Source organism: Nostoc sp. DedQUE12b (assembly GCF_034530835.1).
GTDB lineage: Bacteria > Cyanobacteriota > Cyanobacteriia > Cyanobacteriales > Nostocaceae > Nostoc.
The window spans coordinates 137,647-154,451 of record NZ_JAVRCI010000005.1 but is presented as its reverse complement, the minus strand read 5'-3'; the positions used below and the strand labels follow the sequence as shown (position 1 = coordinate 154,451).

The following is a 16,805-nucleotide window of genomic DNA, read 5'->3' as shown; positions in this document are numbered from 1 at the left end:
TAGATATGAATTATGGAAAATTCATCAGTTCCCAATCCGACTGCGGCTGTTGACCTCAATTTTGGTCATTATTTGGAAATACGCGATCGCCAAATATCTGCTCACTTAGTAGGTGGAATTCCCGACTATGCCTTTTCTCTAGATCAAAAACTACGCCAGCAACTAATGGCTATGGGGCCAGTTAGAGCAATGGTGCAAACGTTAGTTGGTTGGGCGGTTCCTGTTGTCCAGCAACTACATCTTATGGAAAGTATTGCTGTTGGTCCACAGCAGTATCCTAAAATCCACGCCCTTGGTGAAGATTGTGCTCATAGATTGGGTATTGGTGTTCCCCAGATTTTTATTTGCCGAGATTCTACTTCTGATGCATACACGATCGCCACTGATGACGTTGCACCAATTATTGTTCTTTCAAGTCAGATTGTCGAATCTTTTACACCTGAAGAACTCAAGTTTGTGATTGGTCATGAATGCGGTCATATTCACAATTTGCATGGTGTTTATAACACTGTTTGTGAAATTATGACAAACCAATTAGCACAAGGAGTTTTACAAGTAGTTCCAACTCACGGAATGCTGGAACCAATTATTCAAGGCGGACTGACTATATTTTTTAAACGCTGGAGTCGATGTGCAGAAATTACTTGCGATCGCGCTGGATTGATTTGCTCTGGTGATATCAAGCCGGCGGAAAGTGCCCTGATAAAATTGATAACTGGTGGTGGCGATTCCTTGGCAAAAATCAATATTGAGGAATTTCGTAAACAATTGAGTAAAGTTCAATCTACTCCCCTCCATCTGATAGAGCTTTTCAATACTCACCCGTTGATTTCCAAACGAATTGCTGCACTCCATCTGTTTGCTGAGTGTGATATTTTCCATTCCTGGCGCTCGGAATCATCTTTACAAGATGCACGCAGCAAAGAAGAAACTGATAATTTGTGTGAGCAGGTTGTTCGTGTACTACCTAAAGGATATTAAGGCTTTTTATGGAATCACCAACTAAATATATCAGCTATGACTTCAGCTATTTGCACCAAGAGTTTCTAGGAATCATCAATGATTTTTCCGAAGGCTTGCGCCTAGAAAAAGTTCAAAATACTATAGGTAAAAGGCTGCTCAAACAGATACAAATTCAAATTTCCCAAATTCTCACTCGTTTGGAAGCAGACTTTGTTCTCGTTGTTATAGGTGACTTCAAACGAGGTAAATCAACATTAATTAACGCTTTATTAGGGCAATCTGTTGTTACCACAGATGTGACAACAGAAACAGTGACAATTAATCACATCCAGTATGGTTCAGAATCAAAAATTCATGTTTGTTTGAGTGATGGTGGGAAAATTCAGATAGAAGCAGAAGAACTAAAATCAGAGCAACTTAGTTCAATTTTAGAAACTCTTCCTCAGACAGCTAGCCATTTAAAAATTGAGACACCCGTTGAATGGTTGCGAGGGGTACGTCTTGTAGATACTCCTGGAACTGGAGATGTTTTTAAGCGTTTTGATCCTCAAGTTCACACTTATCTTTTACAAGCTGATGCAGTAGTATTCGTAGTATCAGCCCTCTCTCCGTTTGCGGAATCAGAACAAAAATTTTTGCAAATGTCTGTCTTACCTCAAGATTTTCCTAAAGTCTTTTTTACTCTGAATATGATGGATAATATTCAGACAGAACAAGAGGTAGAAAGATTATTAAAGAGTACACAAAAAAAGATTAGCCGCTTGTTTCCTAATCCTCAACTTTTTGGAATCAGTGCTTTCGACGAGTTTTGTCGTCTTGAATCTCTTCCCAGGCCAAATCCTGCTTCTGCACCAAAATTAGAAAAATCCTTCAATGAATTTCGCAAATCTTTAGAAGAAAGTATTCATTTGCAGCGTGATTTAATTCAACTCGACCGAGCCACTGATCATCTAGAGCAGATGTTACAAGAATTTAGTGATAGCTTGTTGCTTCTGCGTAATGCCATGCAAACAGACCGAGAGCGTTTAAGTCGAGCCATCGACCAATGTGAAGATCCAACCTCGGAATTATCCGCTAAGATTGCACAGCATATAAAGGTGATGAAAGATGATATTAATCAAATGTGCGATCAAGCTTGTCAATGGATGAATGAGTTTATGAACCGCCTAGAAACTGAAGCAATTGCTGCCATTGCTAACTTTAAAGTTGAGGAGATTAAACGACATTTCCAGTTATTTCTGACAAATTCACTCAGGGAAGCGATTAATAACTGTCTGAGTGTTCATAAACCCATTCTTTTTGAAACTATTAAAAAAGTTCAGAAAGCAATTGTCAGGGATTTACAACTTTTAACTGATGTCAGTAGCAGTATAGTAGATGGTAAAAGTTCGAGAGAGAAAGTAACTTCTCATGAGCATCCGTGGATAAACTTTGATGCTTTAGAAATATTGGCAGAGTGCGAACCGTCTACTTTTGTCGCTGACCTGATCATCAGGAAAACGCAAGAGTTAAGTCCATCAAAACAGGCAGTTAGTTACCAACAAAAACTACAAATCGCCTTGCCAGATTTTAAGCTAGCTATTATTCAAGAAATTCGTTCTTTGTATAATAGTATTGCAACTAAACTTGAGCAGCAAATCGAAAGTGCTTATCATCAAGATATTGAAATATCAGTCTCAGCAATGCGACAAGCGCAAGAAGTTAGCGCTAAAGAAGTACTGACAGTAAGTGCAGCTAATGAAACGTTGCAAGATACATTATTGCTCTTAAATGACATCCATAGCCGACTCAAGAACCTCAAGCAAAAACTTTGCTCTGAAGATATCCTTTAAAGTATTTATATAGCAATCTAATTTTATTCCTGAATCACTTGTAGAGAGGTAACTCTTAACATAGAAGAAGCAATAAAAGTGTCCTGATTTCTGTGCAAAAATGAAATAGGAGTCCGATATCTACTAGTCAGCACAACTGCCAAATCTTCACTGTCTTGTCATCACTAGCGCTAGCAAAAGTCATACAATCTGAACTAAAAGCGACAGAGTTTACTCCATCGCTATGTCCACTCAAGGTACAAATAAGTTCCCAATTCTCTACATTCCACAGCTTAATAGTATTGTCATAACTACCACTAGCAAGGATTTGACCATTCAGGCTGAAAGTAATGGAATGAATCGGTTTGGAATGGTCGGTGAGGGTGTGCAGCAGTTTCCCAGTATTTAAATTCCACAGTTTAACAGTGTGTTCTTGACTTCCACTAGCGAGAGTTTTGCCATCTGAACTGATAGCGATCGCCCAAATTAAGTTAGAATTGCCAGCAAAAGTTTGCAATAATTCCTTGGTGTCCAGACTAAACAACTTAATAGTACGATCTAAACTGTCGCTGGCAATAGCCTGGCCATTCGGAGTGATTGCTATGGAAGAAGCTGCCCAAGAGTCTTCAGATAGCTTTCCAATCTCTTTTCCCGTCGTTAGATTCCATACCTTGATCGTATGATCCCGACTGCCACTGATCAGAGTCTGACTATCTGGGGTAATTCCGAGAGAATATACTGAGTCTGAATGTGCAGTAGAGAACAAATTTCCCAGGTCGCGAACTAGTTTTCTTGTGTTGAGATTCCAAATTTTGATGGTTTTATCAGCACTACCACTAGCAAGGATTTGACCATTGGGACTGATGACAACACTATTGACTGCATGTGAATGTCTTTTAAAAGTCTCTAAGAGTGTTCCAGTCTTCAGATTCCAAATTTTGATGGTTTTATCAGCGCTACCACTAGCAAGAATTTGACCATCAGGACTGATGGCAACACTATTGACTGTATCTGAATGGTCAGTGAGTGTGTAGATACATCTCCATACTTGAGTTTTATTAGTTGGAGTTTTAACAATTGGAATCCTGAAGCTTTCTTTAGGATTTGGAGCTTTAGCGATCGCAATCTTGTAGCCTTCTTTAAATGTTTGGATTTCTGGCTTCATTGTCGGTCTGATTGCTTGCACTTTCTCCTTGGCATACTCATGCAATTCATCAATAGTAATCCGGCCATTTTTATCTCGATCTGCTGCACCAGTTTCAATCCCCTCTACTATGTAATGAGTATAAATGCCTGCTTCTTCGGCTTCAAAGGATTGTCTTGCAGCAGTAGAAGATGCAAGTAGCGCACACCCTTCACAAGTAGGCTTTGCTTGCCAATCCACAGCAAAAGCTCCACTATAACAACAGTCAAGAATCACAACTTGCTGTCTAGAGGGACTTTTTTTCATAATATCTTGCACAAAATTAGCTGGCACTGCTGTTGAGTGGAAGGCATCTTTCCGAGTGCTACGAGTTGCCAGGTAAAGCCTGCCATCATGGTCATCTGTAATTCCATGACCAGAGAAAAACAAAAAGGTAAAATCCTCCTTTTTACAATCTGCAAATAGCTTTTGAATGGCTATTTGCATTGTCATTAAATCTGGATTTACCAGTGCTTCTACTTTGTCAAAACTACCTAACAGCGGGTTTTCTAACACTCGCTGCATTGCTTTGACATCCTTATCAGCTGTCGGAACTAGCGGTAAGCCAGCTTCGTATTCGCTCACTCCAATCAGCAGTGCGACCTTCTTAGCCATTGGAGTCTCCCTGAACGGTTGCTAGCAGTTCTTTTGCTATTCTCTCGGCCTCTAATAGCTCTTGGCGGCTACTAGCTTCAAGCACAACCTTCTTATTATTGGCTTCTACTGTCACCTTGATTGGTTTGTCACCCAAGCGATCGCCTAAAAAACCCAAAAATCCTTTAATATTCTTTACACTCACTTCTGCTGTCAGCATTCCTACCAAAAAAGAAATCCCTGGTTTGCTTCCCTCTTCTGGATTCAGGTCTTCTGTACGTACAACTCGCTCTACTTCTTCCAGGTTGCTGAGTCGATTCAATAAATTCTGTACTATTTCCTGCTTTTCTTCTGGATCTAACTCTGGATCGTTAAGAGCAATAGTAAAGATTACATTCGATAGTGCAGTCATAATAGCTCCTTAAGTACTATCATCGTTGTTGTAATTAAGTTTATTTATTTCACTTGCTATGGTAGAGATAACAGTGACAAATTCTTCCACTGCTAGTAAGTTGAATAATCTCTTGCCATACTTAACAGATTACCGTACTTTACATACACGCCCGAACGATTATATATTCCCCAGTCAACCCCTTTTTCAAATACGGTTCGGATCGGCAGAGGGCATCGAGAAGTCCCATCTAAGGGAGCCTTAGCTTGAAAGTTCAGAAAGAAGGTGGAGAGAAAAAGAGTTTAATTACCCTTGATTTTGCCTTTTCATACTTGTAGAGACGGTTAGTTGCTGCTTAGAAAAACTATGACAGCGTGTCTTTTGACACGATTTTACTATTACAGCAACAATGCTACGTAGTGACTGTTTTTACTTAGTGTGAAAGAGAACGTGAAAAAGGATTTTTTGTTGCTAACAGTTGCTTTACCTTTACTGATAGCATCTCCTAGTTATGCTGTTGAGAGTGAAATTGAGCAGAGAAATACTAATAAATCAACCGAAGTTATTTCAGATATTCCAAGTTTGAGTGAAATCAAACTACCTGCTACTAATGCCGAATTATTAACTCAACAATCTGTACCGATTCAAGTTAATCCAGAAGAAACTCAGGTAGAAACAGAGTCAGATTCTACAGATGATGCAGATATTTCTATAGAAGCGATCGCAGAACCAGACAACCTACCTCAATCTACTCCAACTTACGTAATTGATAAGGAAGAAATTAAAAAGCAGGGTGCTGCAAGTTTAGCTGATATTTTGAAAAGAATGCCCGGTTTTGCCATCAATGATGTAGGTCATGGTGCAGATATTCACACAGGTACATACTACCGGGGAGCTTCAATTAATCAATCTGTATTTTTGATTAATGGTAGACCGATTAACAACAATATCAACACTTATCATGGTGGAACTGATTTAAATAGTATTCCTGTAGAGGCAATTGAACGAGTGGAATTATATAGCGGTACAGCCTCCGCTTTATTTGGTTCCTCAGCCTTTGGAGGAGTTGTCAATATCATTACCAAAGAAGGTTATGGCAAACCTAAATTCGATGCTAGTGCAGAATTCGGCTCATTAAATTTAAATAATCAACAAGTGACTTATGGTGGTTCATCTGATAAGGTCAAGTACAACTTTAGCTTTGAAAGATTCTTTACAGATAACCGTTACCGCGTCCCTGTAGGTGCAGCAAATCGTGATGAACAAGGATTTTTATTTAATGCAGACACAGCTACAAGTACCTATTTTGGTAGTATTGGAGTAGATTTAGATCAGAAAAATTCTCTGAATTTAGATGTTACTGCACTCAGCAGTCGTCGCGGCTTAATTTATTTTGGGTTTCCTCTGCAAAGAGATAGATTAGACCACGATGGTTTAAATGTTGGCTTATCTTGGAAAACTCGGCTAGGTAATGGCGAAAGCTCTAACCTGACAACCTCAATTGGTTATAACCAAGATTATTTTAGCACTTATGGCCCTACAGGAGCATCATTTTATCGTAGAGGGTCTTTAGATACACAACAACTCACAGCCAGAGTCGATCATGAGTGGAAAATTACTGCCAATAATAAATTGCGTTGGGGATTAGATTTGAAAAACACCGATTTAATCGGTGATGTTTTGAGTACAGATCCTACTAGGATTGCCGAAAACGAAAAGGAAGATCGGAGTTTGTTCAATACAGCTTTATTCGCTGTCAATACTTGGAATATTAGCGATAATTTTCTGATAGATTTAGGGCTAAGACAAAGCTTTGACAGTCAATTTGGAAATTATCTCAACCCTAGTGTTGGTTTACGTTATGCCGTCACACCAATAGTAGCAGTACGTGGAAGTTGGGCAGGTGGACAACGCAATCCTGGGTTAGATCAGTTGTATGTTTATGATACAGTTCATGGTTGGGCACCTAATCCTGATTTAAGACCAGAAATTGGCTCAACTTGGACTGCGGGAGTAGATGTTAATTTTTCGGAAAATCTGATTGGACAGTTTACTTACTTTGGTAGTAGTATAGGCGATCGCTTGGGAGTCATCGCCGGAAGATGGGCAAACATTGGACTAGTAGATACCAATGGTTTAGAGGCTGCATTGCAATTAAAAATTGCCACTGGCTGGTCAACTTTCCTCAACTATACTTATACAGATTCCCAAATAAAAACAGGGACAGAGAAAGGTTTACAATTAGGTTTGATTCCCTACTCTGTACTGCAAACTGGTGTAGGTTATCAAAATTCAGGTTGGCAAGCTAACTTATATGTTACCTACAATAGTGGCGCTCGCAGATCCATCTTCGTTAACTCTACTGACAAGCCTACAGATTTTGCACCGTCTTTTGTAAATTTAGATTTGAGTGGTCGTATACCTCTAACTAATAATTTTGGGCTGACAGTTTACTTAGAAAATCTACTCGGTGAGCAATATGAGCGAGTTAATCGCATATATAGCCCTGGATTTACTTTTCGTGTGGGTTTAAGCGCCAATTTTTAGGTATTCAATGTAGAGATTTTATCATTGCAAAGTCTCTACATTATTATGTCTTTTCACATGATTTGCAAAACCTCACTTTCCCAACCTTATGGAAAAGTGAGGTTTTACAGTATTTTTTGGTCAATACGACGCTCCGCCGTACAACATAGTGCGTTAAACTAAAGCCATAATCAGCCTAATATAATTAAAATTTATTTTTAATTTAAAATCTAAAATCTAAAATTGCTATGAGAGCCAGAATTGAAAATAAAATACTTTTTATCCACCGCGAAGATTTACCAGAGTTTAAGAAGGGTGGTTCGGTGGTGAGAAACTCTTATTTTTGGGCACTACGTTCAATTGCTGGTCAAGCTTCACGTTATCGTGATTGGGAATACGAACCAGAGGTTTGGCTAGCGCTTTCGCGAATGCTTTTGTCGTTTGCAGAATCTGGTTATTTGGGTATTAGAGAAACTTTGCTAGAGTTTCCCTTATCTCAAGGAGAAATTCCTAATTTACTACGAGATGTTTCCACTTGGGAGTAGGGATGTATAGCTGTCATTGTTATTAACAAATTCTTTACCAGTTTCTAGTTAAAAATGATTAAAATTAGAGATATAAAGTGATTGTTTGCCAGAGAGATTTGTATCTTAGAATTTGTAACCACTGATTTTAAAATCTCGAAACATCTCTTCTACATAGATGCGTAGCGGCTTCTTGCAAGGTGCGAGCGATCGCTATATATTTCTATTAAGGATTCAAACAAACAAATGCAAAAATTGGAGGAAGGGTGGGCATCCTGGCAAAAACAGTTAAAATCAGAACATATTTACCCACGAAGCGATAGCTTAAGAGATAGTTAGAGGGAATAAACCTGACTTTTCCCGAACTGAGGTTATGTATCAAAATTCATGTCAAATATACTGGCACGAATGGCACTAAGTTAAACCGTATAGTAGGCAGTGTAAGAGTTGCAGAGGGGAAAGAGTTTGTAACAAAGCACTTTACTCAAGAGTTCCTCATCCTCTTGTTTGCTCCCCTGCCCCCTTGCTGCCTCGATAAATTTACCTTTTCTTAGTGCCATTCAGTACTGACACCTGTGCAACTAACGCTTGTGATGATTTCGCATAGATTTATGAATCTTCTTCCATCTTTCTTTCTCAGCTAATTGCGCCCTCTGGTCTTGTTTGCGGGTCAGGTAGTCGAGTTCTTTTTGTAACTTTTGGTAGCTAAGAAATCTAGAATAATCAAGTTCTCTCTCAGCCAAAGCCTGCTGCACGACACAACCCGGTTCGTTATTGTGCTGACAATTGCGGAAATGGCATTCTTGCGCCAAGGTTTCGATGTCTGCAAAAGTTTCTTGCAAACCTTCATCACCTGCCCAAATTTGGATTTCCCGCATTCCTGGAGTATCAATAATTAATCCGCCAGTAGAGAGCAAAATCAACTCACGATTAGTTGTTGTGTGTCTACCTCGGTCATCACCTTGCCGTACTGGTTGCACAACTTGGACAGATGCACCTTGCAGTTGGTTAGTGATGGTGGATTTACCAACACCAGAAGACCCTAACAAAGCAACTGTTTGTCCTGGTTGCAAGTAAGGTTTTAAGGCATCCAATCCTTGATGATTGGTGGCACTTAAAACTACAATTGGTACACCCAAAGCAACTGTTTCTACTTGGGTTAAATACTCTTCTAGAGAATTGCACAAATCTGCTTTGTTTAACACAATTACCGGATTTGCACCACTTTCCCAAACCAGAATTAGATAACGCTCAACTCTTCTTGGATTAAAATCGCCATCCAGCCCTGAGACTAAGAAGACTGTATCAATATTCGCTGCAACAATTTGTTCTTCTGTTTTACTACCTACTGTCTTGCGAGAAAATTTGCTTTTCCTGGGTAAAATCTCGTTGATAGTGGCTCGTCCTTCAGATTCTCTGACACTAATCGCAACCCAATCTCCAACGGCGGGAAAATCTTGTGGTTGAGAAGCACGATGCCGCAATTTACCTGAAACTTCTGCTGAAAGTTCCCCTTGTTCGCTATAGAGGGTGTAAGTATTTCTGTATTCAATAGCAACCCTAGCAACGCTAAATCCTTGTAAGCGATAGGGTTCAAAGCTGCGAGCAAAAAAGTCACTCCAGCCTAAATAATCCAAATTCATTGATGTTTCCTCGATGTGTGCTACTTGTTTTGCACAAGGTTCCACAGAGGAAGACACTTCTATGCAGGAGAACTCCCCGCACCAGAATGTCTGTGAATTCTAGTTTTCATTCCTGTAGAAAAGAGGACTGAACAGAATCTCTGCGCCTTGCGTTCTTTGAGTTGGGATGGTCAAAGTAACCCGGACTGCTAGCAACTGTGTCATAGTTCGTCCTCCTTATGTACTACACTAAATAATCTACATTATTACATTAGCCTATTCCAGAAAATTCGTTTAAATTATCCAATTTTAACCATAATGTAGAGACGCGATTGATCGCGTCTTGATTTATCGCGGATTGAAAGACCAATGCACAAATTTGTACATTATAAAAACAATTTTGGTAAAAAATATCTGCTCATCTTTCAGCAAGTTCTAGCGAAAGAAAGAGTTTGAGGGTGAGTATCTCTGTAATCATGAATGCGGATAAGTGTTTACCTGCTAAATAACTGATATGCCGCAATATTTCGGAAAATTACCCACCACAAACCAAGCTTGGACAACTGTTAGCAATGTAAAAGCTGTAAGCTGGGAAAATAATATTGTTAATTTTGACTGTGGCGACTCACGCCTGACTATCAGCGTACTTACTCCAAATTTAATCCGCGTACGTTTCGCACCAACTGGGGAATTTATGCCTCGTCGCTCTTGGGCAGTGACGTTGGATGATACAGAATGGGCAATAACACCTTTTGCAGTACGGGAAACTGAAGCAACGGTAGAAATTGAAACAGAACAGATTCGTGTGTGCGTTCAGCGGGAAAAGTGTCGCATCGCCTGTTTTGACAAAGCTAATCGTCCCTTCGCCCAAGATGCGGAGATGGGGATGGGTTGGCGGATGGGCGCAGTTGCAGGGTGGAAAGAAATTGCAGCCGATGAACATTTCTATGGCTTTGGTGAACGTACAGGCTTTCTGGATAAACTCAGCGAAGTAAAAAGTAACTGGACAACGGATGCTCTAGATTATGATTCACTGACTGATGAAATGTACCAGGCAATTCCATTTTTTATGGCTTTGCGTCCGCAGGTAAGCTATGGCATCTTTTTCAATACCACTTTTTGGAGTCAGTTTGATATCGGTGCTGAACAACCAGGTATTTGGAAGATGGAAACTCGTGGCGGTGAATTGGATTATTACATCATCTACGGCCCTGAACCAGCCCAAATCCTGGAGACTTACACTCAGCTAACTGGGAGAATGCCATTACCGCCGAAATGGGCGCTAGGTTATCATCAATGCCGTTGGAGTTACGAATCAGAAAATGTTGTGCGGGAACTGGCAAAGGAATTTCGTCAACGCCGCATTCCCTGCGATGTTATTCACTTGGATATTGATTATATGCGGGGCTATCGAGTGTTTACTTGGAGTCCTCAACGTTTCCCCAATGCGGCAAAACTCATTAGTGATTTAGCAAAGGATGGTTTCAAAACAGTCACAATTATTGATCCTGGTGTGAAGTATGAACCAGAAGGTAATTATCATGTTTTTGACCAAGGGATAGAAAACGACTATTTTGTACGTAAAGCTGATGGTACGTTGTTCCACGGCTATGTTTGGCCTGAGAAAGCTGTTTTTCCTGATTTTTTACGTCCAGATGTGAGTAACTGGTGGGCTGATTTACACAAAAGCCTAACTGATATTGGTGTGGCAGGAATTTGGAATGATATGAATGAACCTGCCATAAACGATCGCCCTTTCGGCGATGATGGTGAAAAGATTTGGTTTCCTCTAGATGCACCGCAGGGGGGAAGGGGAGCAGAGGGGCAGGGGAGCAGAGGGGCAGAGGAGAATTTACCTGCGTCCACTCATATAGAAGTGCATAATTTGTATGGGTTGATGATGGCTAAAGCTTGTTATGAAGGGTTGAAACGGCATCGAAGTTCACAGCGATCTTTTGTGTTAACGCGATCGGGTTATGCTGGTGTGCAACGCTGGTCTTCTGTGTGGATGGGAGATAACCAATCGTTGTGGGAGCATTTAGAAATGTCTCTGCCGATGCTTTGTAATATGGGACTTTCGGGTGTAGGGTTTGTGGGTTGCGATATTGGCGGGTTTGCTGGTAACGCCACAGCTGAACTATTTGCTCGCTGGATGCAAGTAGGAATGCTTTATCCATTGATGCGCGGTCACTCGGCAATGTCTACCGCTCGTCATGAACCTTGGGTATTTGGCGATCGCGTTGAAAATATCTGTCGAGAATACATTAATCTACGTTACCAGTTACTTCCCTATATTTATAGTCTTTTCTGGGAAGCGGCAACAACAGGCGCACCGATTTTAAGACCATTATTATATCACTTCCCCAACGATCCGAAAACCTATAGCCTTTACGATCAAGTGTTGCTAGGTGCATCGCTGATGGCTGCACCAATTTACCGCCCTGGAGTTGAGCATCGAGCTGTCTACTTACCCGCTGGCACTTGGTATGATTGGTGGAGTGGCGATCGCTATGAAGGCCCAATTCACATTCTTGCTCATGCACCATTAGAAAGAATGCCACTGTATGTCCGTAGCGGTGCGATCGTTCCTATGCAACCTGTCAGGCAATACGTTGATGAATCGCCACTCGACGAGCTACGGTTACGAATATGGGCTGGTAACAATGAATATCAGTTATTTGAAGATGATGGACAGACAAGCAAGTATCAAGATAATAACTACTCAATAACTAACATCCGTGTATTTACCCAGGCAAGCCAAACAGTAGTGGAAATTGCAGCAAGACTTGGAAAGTGGACACCTCCACTGCGAGAAGTGATTGTAGAACTTGTAGGTGTTGGAGAGCAACGGTTTCAAGATGATGGTAAGCCACATACTCTGCAATTCTGAAATACTCGCAAAGGTGGTTTTTGAGCCACCATTACTTCCTACTTCAAATTATGCAAAAAAAATATGCATAGAGGTAGATGAAAAATGAACCAAAGTGTAACCTAAAATACAGAGAACATCAATGATTAGCTCGTAAGAAATACGTAAATTTACAACGCTAGATAGATGCGGTTAGAGAACACTCAATGTTAAATATTAACCGCTTGCGACTGCAAGATAGATTAGACATCTCTACAAATGCACTTGTGGCAAGAGTCGCAAGTGCGATCGCTGTTTTTGTTGGTAGCTTGGTATTAGTTGGCTGGTGTCTTGGCATTGAAGTTCTTAAGCGCGGCTTCCCTGGTAGTCCTGCCACAATGAAAGTCAACACAGCGCTTTGTTTTGTGTTGTGTGGTTTGTCACTGTGGCTATTTTTAACAGCAGGGGGGCAGGGGAGCGGGGGGGCAGGGGAGCAGGGGAGCAGGGGAGAAAGAACAATTCAAAATTACCCGCATAGTTCCACAGCCTCTTTGCCCGTACTTACTCTTCTAATGTCCCAGGTCTGTGCAATAGCTGTCACCACAATTGCAGCGCTTACCCTCTGTCAATATCTGTTTGGCTGGAATCTCGGCATTGATGAGCTGGTGTTCCGTGATTCGCAAACTAGTATAGCGACATCGCATCCAGGGCGAATGGGAGCGAACACAGCACTGAACTTTATCCTGGTCAGTGTTGCCCTACAGATTCAAATTCATCTAAAAAGCCACCGCAGTTATTGGTATGCCCAAATTATTGCTCTGATTGCTACTTTAATTTCCTTTCAGGCGCTAATGGGTTATGCCTACAAAGTGAAAGTTCTCTACGGACTTGCCCCTTATACAACATCAATGGCGTTACACACAGCGGTGTTGTTCCTTTTACTAAGTTTAGGTATTCTGTGGGTGCGGGCAGAACATGGCTTAATGAGGGTAGTTACAAGTGATAGTTACGGCGGCTTACTTGCACGTCGTTTACTAGTTGCCGCGATCGCAGTACCTTTTATATTAGGGTGGGTAATTGTCGAAGGTCAACGAGCAGGACAATACGATCCGGCATTTGCAGTATCGGTGTTTGCGATCGTTGTGATTGTAATTTTTACTATTTTGATTTGGCAAAGTGCCAGGGTTATTGAACGCCTCAGCTATCAACGCGACCTTGCTCAAGAAGCACTGAGAACCTACGAAGCGAAACTAGGGAGTTTTGTAGATGCTAATGTCATCGGTATTCTCTTTAGCGATGTGTATGGCAGTATCCAGCAGGCAAACGACGAATTACTGAGGATGATTGGTTACGCGCGGGAGGATTTGTTAGCTGGTAAGTTAAGTTGGCGCAATATCACACCACCAGAGTATTTATATCTAGACGAACAAGGTATCGCTGAAGCACAAGAAAACACCAACGCTGCTTGTACGCCCTACGAGAAAGAATTTATTCGCAAGGATGGTAGCCGTATCCCGGTTTTAGTTGGTTACGTGCTGCTAGGAGAAAACCGCGAAGAGTCAGTAGCCTTTATCCTCGATTTGAGCGAACGCAAACAAGCAGAAGCAGAACAACAAAAATTAGCATTGCTGGTAGAAAATAGCTCTGACTTTATCGGAATTGCCACCCTTGAGGGTCAATTACTCTACATAAATGATGCAGGTCAAAAGTTGGTAGGGTTTGCCAACCTGAATGAAGTGAGGCAAAAAGCAGTATTAGATTACTTCATGCCCAAAGACAAAGCCTATTTTCAAGAATATATACTGCCGACTGTGCTATTAGAAGGGCGCTGGCAGGGTGAATTCTGCTTCCGGCATCTCCAAACAGGTCAACCGATACCAGTTGATTACAACATCTTCACTGTTATAGATAACAAAACAGGTCAGCCAATTGCCTTAGCAACCGTGACTCGTGACATCAGCAAGCAAAAGCAGACCGAGGAACAAATATTACAACTAAACAGGAATCTACAGCGCCGCATTACTGAATTACAAACTTTGTTGGAGGTAATTCCCATTGGAATAGGCATTGCCGAAGATCCAAAATGCAAAAATATCAAGGTCAACCCTGCTTTTGCCAAACAGTTGGGGATATCGTCAGATACAAATGCCTCCCTCAGTGCTGACTTGGACGAAAGACCAACAAGCTTTAAAATCTATCGCCAGGGAAGAGAACTGTCAACAGAAGAACTCCCAATGCAGTACTCTGCTGCTCATGGTGTCGAAGTTCTAGATTGTGAACTTGATGTCGTCCATGAAAATGGCAAAATCGTCAACTTGTTGGAGTACGTTGCACCCTTGTTTGACGAAGAGGGTAAAACCAGAGGCAGCGTTGGCGCATTTTTAGATATTACGGAGCGCAAACAGGCAGAGGAAGTACTTTTAAATCAGCAAAAATGGCTAGAGGATGTGTTAAATCTGATGCCAAGACCATTGCTGTTTATCGAACCAGGAACGGCGCGGGTAACTTTTGCCAATCGCTCTGCTGACGAATTAGCTGGGGGCGAATTTCCCAAAGGTATAGCCGCTGAAGATTATCACACAGTTTACTACTATACAGATGCCGCTGGCGATCGCATCCCCAATGAACTGATGCCAGGAGTACGGGTTGCCCGTGGCGAACGCCTGAATGGATTGGAGGTGGACTGGCATACTCCCGCTGGTGTACGCTCTCTACTAGTATTTGCTGATACCTTGCCAGCAATGCACGGTCATCCGGCTACCTGTATATTAGTGTTCCAAGAAATCAGCAACCTCAAGGCTGCACAAAAAGCCCTCTCATTAAGTTACAAAAGGCTAAAGCTACTATTTGACACAGCCAACGATTTATTATCGAGTCAGCAACCAGTAGCACTAATCGATAGCGTCTACCAAAAACTAAGAGACCAAATTGGTTTAGATATTTACTTTAACTATTTGGTTGAGGATAACTCGCAGTTAATGCGGCTAGAGTCTTACAGCGGCTTTTCCCCAGAACTGGCAAAGCAAATCGAGTCCTTGGAATTTGGTGAAGCGGTTTGTGGGACTGTCGCCCAGGAGCGTTGTGCAATTGCTCTAGAGAATGTGCAGCAATCAATTGACCCGAAAACAGCATTGATTCGTTCTTTAGGAATTACAGCTTATTATTCATACCCATTAATCGCCCAAGGACGGCTATTGGGTACTCTTTCTTTTGGCAGCCGCACTCGGTTAAGCTTCACCGACAATCAAAAAGGGATGATGCAAGCAGTGTGCGACCAAATAGTGATCGCAATGGAACGGGCTAGTTTAATTGCTTCTTTACAGCAACAAACTGAGCAGTTGCAAGAAGCTAACCGGATGAAGGACGAGTTTTTAGGGATATTATCCCACGAATTGCGATCGCCCCTCAATGCCATCCTTGGCTGGGCGCAATTACTGCAACGAAGCAAGCTCAGTGATACCCAAATGGCTAGGGCGACGGAGACAATTGAGCGCAATGCCAAAGCGCAAACCCAGCTAATTGAAGACTTGCTGGATATATCGCGGATGATTAGAGGCAAGTTACGCCTGAATGTCCGTACTTGTAATTTGGTTCCCATCATTGAGTCAGCCATCAAGACTGTTAGTTTAGCCGCCCAATCCAAGGAAATCGATTTGAGATTTTCCCTGATTCCCTCAAAAGAAACGCCAAATTCAGATTGGGAATTAGGAGTTCATCACGAAAATCTCGAATTTCCAAAAACACAATCCCAAACTAATCAACACTCAGAAGACAGCAAGCTGGGCGACAATTCTCAATTTTTAGTTTCCGGGGATTGCGAGCGCTTGCAACAAATCATTTGGAATCTGCTATCCAATGCCATCAAATTCACACCCGTTGGCGGGAGGGTAGAGGTGCAATTGTCAGTAGTTAGTGGACAAGAAAAACAACAGACAACGGATAAATATACCCAAATTCAAGTGATTGATACAGGCATTGGTATCAGTCCTAATTTTCTTCCTTACGTTTTTGATCGCTTTCGTCAAGCTGATAGTTCTAGCACTAGAATCTATGGTGGATTAGGACTAGGATTAGCGATCGTCCGTCATTTAGTAGAATTACATGGCGGTACTGTCCATGCAGATAGCCCAGGCAAAGAACAAGGAGCGACGTTTACCGTCAAACTACCACTTCTGAAGAATGCCCACCTCGGCTCTTTTGCCCCTCTGCCGCCACCCCTCTCCTAAATCATTTGTGAAAATTATATATCTTTTTCTTCCCTTTGCTTCTTTCTGTAGGAGACGCTACGCATTAACATAACGTGAGTTCGACAAGTCTTATTTGACCTCTCCCCCAACCCCTCT

The 16,805-nt window shown here is 41.6% G+C and carries 9 protein-coding genes; 6 read left to right on the top strand and 3 right to left on the bottom strand.

All coding sequences use genetic code 11. From position 1 onward, the window contains the following. Window positions 1-12 precede the first annotated feature (12 nt). Window positions 13-981 carry a M48 family metallopeptidase gene (locus tag RMY16_RS04425; RefSeq protein ID WP_322735337.1) on the top strand — a complete coding sequence of 323 codons (969 nt, stop codon included), beginning with the start codon at window positions 13-15 and terminating at the stop codon, window positions 979-981. A gap of 8 nt (window positions 982-989) precedes the next feature. After that, window positions 990-2,795: a dynamin family protein gene (locus RMY16_RS04420; protein WP_322735336.1), complete on the top strand. Its 1,806-nt coding sequence runs from the start codon at window positions 990-992 to the stop codon at window positions 2,793-2,795. 127 nt (window positions 2,796-2,922) lie between these two features. Here RMY16_RS04420 and RMY16_RS04415 read toward each other — a convergent pair whose 3' ends face one another. Continuing rightward, on the bottom strand, window positions 2,923-4,572 hold the full coding sequence (locus tag RMY16_RS04415; protein WP_322735335.1) for a caspase, EACC1-associated type: 1,650 nt from the start codon (window positions 4,570-4,572) through the stop codon (window positions 2,923-2,925). After that, a complete protein-coding gene (locus RMY16_RS04410; protein ID WP_194043766.1) occupies window positions 4,565-4,963 on the bottom strand; it encodes a hypothetical protein in 399 nt (132 codons plus the stop codon). Before RMY16_RS04410 ends, RMY16_RS04415 begins: the two co-directional genes overlap by 8 nt. Window positions 4,964-5,392: 429 nt before the next feature. Here RMY16_RS04410 and RMY16_RS04405 point away from each other — a divergent pair, with 429 nt between their 5' ends. Further along, window positions 5,393-7,489, top strand: coding sequence for a TonB-dependent receptor (locus RMY16_RS04405; RefSeq protein WP_322735334.1), 2,097 nt, complete (start codon window positions 5,393-5,395; stop codon window positions 7,487-7,489). Window positions 7,490-7,716: 227 nt separating this feature from the next. Continuing rightward, the gene (locus RMY16_RS04400) at window positions 7,717-8,013 is read left to right on the top strand and encodes a hypothetical protein (RefSeq protein WP_322662302.1); all 297 of its coding nucleotides are present in this window, start codon (window positions 7,717-7,719) and stop codon (window positions 8,011-8,013) included. A 560-nt stretch (window positions 8,014-8,573) separates the two neighbouring features. Here the strand turns inward: RMY16_RS04400 and rsgA are convergent. Next, the gene (gene rsgA, locus RMY16_RS04395; protein ID WP_322735333.1) at window positions 8,574-9,635 is read right to left on the bottom strand and encodes a ribosome small subunit-dependent GTPase A; all 1,062 of its coding nucleotides are present in this window, start codon (window positions 9,633-9,635) and stop codon (window positions 8,574-8,576) included. A 493-nt stretch (window positions 9,636-10,128) separates the two neighbouring features. Between rsgA and RMY16_RS04390 the strand changes: the two genes are divergently transcribed. Both RMY16_RS04390 and RMY16_RS04385 read left to right on the top strand, forming a co-directional pair. Beyond that, the gene (locus RMY16_RS04390; RefSeq protein ID WP_322735332.1) at window positions 10,129-12,504 is read left to right on the top strand and encodes a glycoside hydrolase family 31 protein; all 2,376 of its coding nucleotides are present in this window, start codon (window positions 10,129-10,131) and stop codon (window positions 12,502-12,504) included. 185 nt (window positions 12,505-12,689) lie between these two features. Next, complete coding sequence (locus RMY16_RS04385) at window positions 12,690-16,688, top strand: PAS domain S-box protein (RefSeq protein WP_322735331.1); 3,999 nt, start codon at window positions 12,690-12,692, stop codon at window positions 16,686-16,688. The last annotated feature ends 117 nt before the right edge of the window (window positions 16,689-16,805 follow it).

What these genes read in the sequence shown, in the direction of transcription:
- RMY16_RS04400 (WP_322662302.1), top strand. Translation starts at nt 7,717, where the DNA reads ATGAGAGCCAGAATTGAAAATAAAATACTTTTTATCCACCGCGAAGAT.
- RMY16_RS04415 (WP_322735335.1), bottom strand. Translation starts at nt 4,572, where the DNA reads ATGGCTAAGAAGGTCGCACTGCTGATTGGAGTGAGCGAATACGAAGCT.
- rsgA (WP_322735333.1), bottom strand. Translation starts at nt 9,635, where the DNA reads ATGAATTTGGATTATTTAGGCTGGAGTGACTTTTTTGCTCGCAGCTTT.
- RMY16_RS04385 (WP_322735331.1), top strand. Translation starts at nt 12,690, where the DNA reads ATGTTAAATATTAACCGCTTGCGACTGCAAGATAGATTAGACATCTCT.
- RMY16_RS04420 (WP_322735336.1), top strand. Translation starts at nt 990, where the DNA reads ATGGAATCACCAACTAAATATATCAGCTATGACTTCAGCTATTTGCAC.
- RMY16_RS04410 (WP_194043766.1), bottom strand. Translation starts at nt 4,963, where the DNA reads ATGACTGCACTATCGAATGTAATCTTTACTATTGCTCTTAACGATCCA.
- RMY16_RS04390 (WP_322735332.1), top strand. Translation starts at nt 10,129, where the DNA reads ATGCCGCAATATTTCGGAAAATTACCCACCACAAACCAAGCTTGGACA.
- RMY16_RS04425 (WP_322735337.1), top strand. Translation starts at nt 13, where the DNA reads ATGGAAAATTCATCAGTTCCCAATCCGACTGCGGCTGTTGACCTCAAT.